At 45.7% G+C, this 4,291-nt stretch carries 3 protein-coding genes; 2 read left to right on the plus strand and 1 reads right to left on the minus strand.

Going from position 1 to position 4,291, the window contains the following annotated elements; genetic code table 11:
- Positions 1-75: 75 nt before the first annotated feature.
- Positions 76-930, minus strand: a complete 855-nt coding sequence (locus tag P5674_RS23400; RefSeq protein WP_006616316.1) for a LysR family transcriptional regulator — start codon at positions 928-930, stop codon at positions 76-78.
- A gap of 149 nt (positions 931-1,079) precedes the next feature.
- Here P5674_RS23400 and P5674_RS23405 point away from each other — a divergent pair, with 149 nt between their 5' ends.
- Positions 1,080-1,565 carry a hypothetical protein gene (locus tag P5674_RS23405; RefSeq protein ID WP_014277033.1) on the plus strand — a complete coding sequence of 162 codons (486 nt, stop codon included), beginning with the start codon at positions 1,080-1,082 and terminating at the stop codon, positions 1,563-1,565.
- 354 nt (positions 1,566-1,919) lie between these two features.
- Positions 1,920-3,512, plus strand: coding sequence for a hypothetical protein (locus tag P5674_RS23410; protein WP_006616318.1), 1,593 nt, complete (start codon positions 1,920-1,922; stop codon positions 3,510-3,512).
- Positions 3,513-4,291: the final 779 nt, after the last annotated feature.

A 4,291-nucleotide genomic window follows, 5' to 3' on the forward strand; every position in this document is an offset into this window, starting at 1 on the left:
CCCGCTATCGCTATCAGGATAAGGGTTTATAGTTATGCGTTCTGACGGATACAGACCGACCAATTGAGCAGGTCTCTAACGTAATACATCGAGGAAGGCGAAAACCGCCGGAGGATGCAGACCATTACTAAGAATAGCCGCGCCGATCGCCCTTTCTAAGGGTACTGGAAGCGATCGCACTTTCACCGACTTAGGAATAGGTAGCGCCGCCAACCGGGGCAGAATTGCGGCCCCTAAACCTTGAGCCACCATACTAACAATAGTAGAATCTTCCTTAATCTCATAGGCAATTTTTAGGGTCTGTCCCCACCTAGCCCAATGTTCTCGCACCGCCGAAGTACACTCAGCATAATTGTACAATATAAAAGCATGAGCTGACAACTCTTCCCAGGTTAAATTTTGGGTAATTGGTTGCTTAGAATTGGGCAATAATACTACATACTCATCCCGGGCAATTTCCCAAGTATCAAACTCTTCAGATCGCGGTAAAGGAACTAAACCAATATCCACCTGACCCATCCGCAAAGCCTGTTCCACCCCCACCGGATCAGTCTCGGTAATTTTCACCTCTACATTAGGAAAACGACTGCGAAACTCAGCCACTTTCGGCGGCAAAATATGGGTAGCCGCACTGCGAAAAGAAGCCACCCGCACCTTAGACCCCTGTAACCCCTTTTCCAAATTCACCTCGTGGTCGATAGTCTCCCGCAGTTCCAGGATTTTCTGGGCGTGACCTAGGACTTTTTCACCAATGGGGGTTAAATGCGCTCCAAAGCGCCCCCTACACAATAGGGGAATCCCTAACTCATTTTCTAAAGATGCGATCGCCCTACTCACCGAGGATTGGGAAATATTCAAATCCAGCGCCGCCTCAGAAAAGCTACCCTTGGCGACCACAGCCATTAACACCCGCACATGAAACAAATTCATAACAATTAACCGAACCGGAGACCATCGTCATTAACAATCATCCATCCAGTTTACGCATGGAAATTATGCTTAATGAGTTTTGCATGATACCGAATCAGATCATTAAGCTATGGGAGAACTGAAAAATTTAATCGCTACTCTAATCATTTATGTTCGAGTTACTGCCCTTCCATAAGTTCCGTGATACCCCTAGCGTGCGTTTTTTCGATATCACCATCCCCAACTCTAATGCTAGGGATCTGGTTTTTCACGAAGGACCAGCTACCAGTCCCAACAACACGGAGGATGGCTACTGGCAGTTCTATCTACACTCCAACCAAGAAGATAACCTACTGGCTGTTTCCGGGGGTCGTACTTTCTATCTAGTTAATTTCGCTTGGGAATGTCCCTATCATATTGTCCGACTAGACGCTAATCGACACATTTTGCGGATTCCCCCAGGAACCTTCCATCGGTCAGTATCCGACCCCGAAGGTTCCCTAGTCTTGAATCAAGCTATCCGTACCCACAGGGCTACTGTAGAAAGCGAGTTCCGAGTATATAATAGCGCCGAAATTTCCCGCCTGTATAGAGTGACTTCTGATAAGGCTCGCCCCCCTATCTTACACGGCTTTGAACGCCTGCGCGTCGCTTGATGAATTATCCATCATCTGGGGGAGAGTTCCCAACCATCCGGGACTCTCCCAGATTATGTTAACTTTTGCAATAAAAAGTTAATAAATGTTACAAAAATTTTTTTTGTGGGGGGGTGGGTTGATTTTTGGGTAAGTTTCTGCTACCATTTTATATAATTGGAATACTGACAATTTTAAAAAAAGTGGCTATATAAAAATTATTTTTTTTGCTTACAGAATATCACAATTGAGCAGTGTTTGTCAACCCCCCAAAATATCCGGGGAGAGGGAGGCGTGATAGAATTAGTTATTGATTATTGATGATGGATTACTTCGAGTTAGAATGTGGTTTCATATTAATTCAGCCACCCCAAAGTGAGTAGAGATATATTTGCGATCGAAGCCCTAGGGCAAATTCCTAAAATTCTCACCTTGCTAGATCGGAACCCCCACAGTCCGACCTATGGGTGTTTTGACCGAAACTTCTGGCATTATAAAATTATCGACTTCCCCAGTGGTATGGCCCAGGAGTTTGTCTGGCCCATGGCTTTAGCCCACGAAGTCAATGTTCCCGATAATTCCTATTACCAACACCCCGCTATCAAGGAATGGGTACAAGCGGGGATAGCTTTTGCAGCGCGCAGCGCCCATGCAGACGGTTCTAGTGATGACTATTTCCCCTATGAAAGGGCGGCGGGGGCTTCGGCGTTTTCTTTGCTGGCTTGTGTGGAAAGTTATCGACTATTGGGGTTAGTTGATTATGAGGCGCTGAGGTTTTTTGAACGACGGGCGAACTGGTTGGCTAACCACTACGAAAGTGGTCAACTGGCGAACCATGAGGCGTTAATTATTCTAGCCTTGGAAAGGTTGGGAAACCTGCTGCAAACTTCTAAATGGCGGCGCATACAAGGGACGAGACTCGATCGCCTTTTAAGTTGGCAAACTGAAGAGGGATGGTTTCGGGAGTATGAGGGTTGCGACCCCGGATATCATACTCTCACCCTTTCCTGTTTGGCAGAATTGGACCGCCTTAAACCTGATGACCGGGTGAAAAATGCGATCGCCAAAGGTGTAGAATTAGCGTCCCATTTCATCCACCCTGATGGCACTTATGGCGGGGAATATGGCTGCCGCAACACTTATAATTTCTTTCCCCATGGTTTTGAGTTAGCGGGGAAGTGGCTACCAGAAGCCCTGCGGATTAATGACCAGTTTTTACAGGGTCTAAAAAATGGCTTGGGTCCTTGCTATGCTGATGATCATATTATTGGGCATCATGCCTGGAATTATCTGCTGGCTTGGCAAGATTTCGTGAGCGATCGACCTCAGCCTCTGCCCCGGGATGTGGCTAGTCTTTGGTTAAAAGAAGCCCAAATTTTAATCAAACGTCGTCCCGGGATTGAGTTATATATGGGCTTAAATAAAGGCGGAGTTTTCAAGATATTTAGGAACAATAAATTAGTAATTTCTGACACTCAAATATCCCTGCAAATTAGCAAGGGGAAAAATTTAAAAAATGCCGTCAGTCACCTAATCGAACCTTACCAGGTCAAAGTAGAACAGGACGAAATCACTATCGAAGGGCCGTTAGGATGGGCGAAACAAACCCAAATGTCACCCTTAAAATTAATCCTGTTACGGGTAGTCATGTTAACTTTTGGGCGGTTTTTTCCCAACTTAATTCGGAAAATGCTGCAAAAAATGTTAATAACAGGCAAGCAGGATGCACCGTTTCACTTTCGGCGAAAATTACTCTGGCAAGATAATCAATGGCTGGTGACAGATGAAATTACCGCCTCTTCTTGGCAGGGTGTAATTAGTGCAGGAATTGGGGCTTCCCAAACCTCTATTTATGTGGTCATGAGTCGCACATTTCAACCGGGACAACTACAACCCTGGTTAGATTTAACTGAGGAAATTAAGAAACTTACACCGGGTCAAACACTGAGGGTAGAACGCACTTTTTAGGGGGCTTTCTGTTATCAATTAATTATCGGGTGCGAAACGTTCAGGCATAAAATAGGATTGTGATACCCTAAATAACCGCCTGGTGGGGGTTTCAGCCCCTTGGGTGAATACAAGAAGCTCGCTTCTGACCACCCCATAACTGTTTATATGTCCCAACGATTAGTATCATACGATACCAAATCAAGGCAGGGAACCCAAGGTCAACATACTCTGTAACAAATCGTAACAATTCTTAACATAACGGAAGCGTAACGAAACAGAGTTGAGGGAAACGGCGATAGCCACCCCCGATTTCAGGAATCATAACCCGTCAGATTGAAGCGGGGTACGGAGGGATCCGAGGTGTAACCCAACACCAGAAGTGAGACCACTGCCAACCATCCATGATTAGGGAAACCGAATGTCTGGCCTGAACCATCGTAAAAATGGAGTAGCGAAATAGGTTGATACGCTACGCTCAAAAGAGCAAGGGGAAAAGTAGGGGGCTTTGTTCACTACCTACAAAGACCTTTAAAAGTACCCCGGTGGAGAGGACAAATCTACAGATGGAATGCCCATATAAACGGAAGGTTGTAATCCCTCTTAGGCTCTGAATATCTGGTCGAGATAATCAGTAGTGACAAATGTAAGCGAATGGTGCGAGACGTTCGGGTATGAAATAGGGCTTAAATGCCAGAAATCACTAGCCGGTGAGGATTCCAGCCCTGAGTTTGGATATAAGGAGCGCACTCCTGACCATCCTCATAACTGTTTATATGTCCCGACGCTTAGGGAACTAA

It is taken from the genome of Limnospira sp. PMC 289.06, assembly GCF_032350395.1.
GTDB classification, from domain to species: Bacteria; Cyanobacteriota; Cyanobacteriia; order Cyanobacteriales; family Microcoleaceae; genus Limnospira; species Limnospira platensis.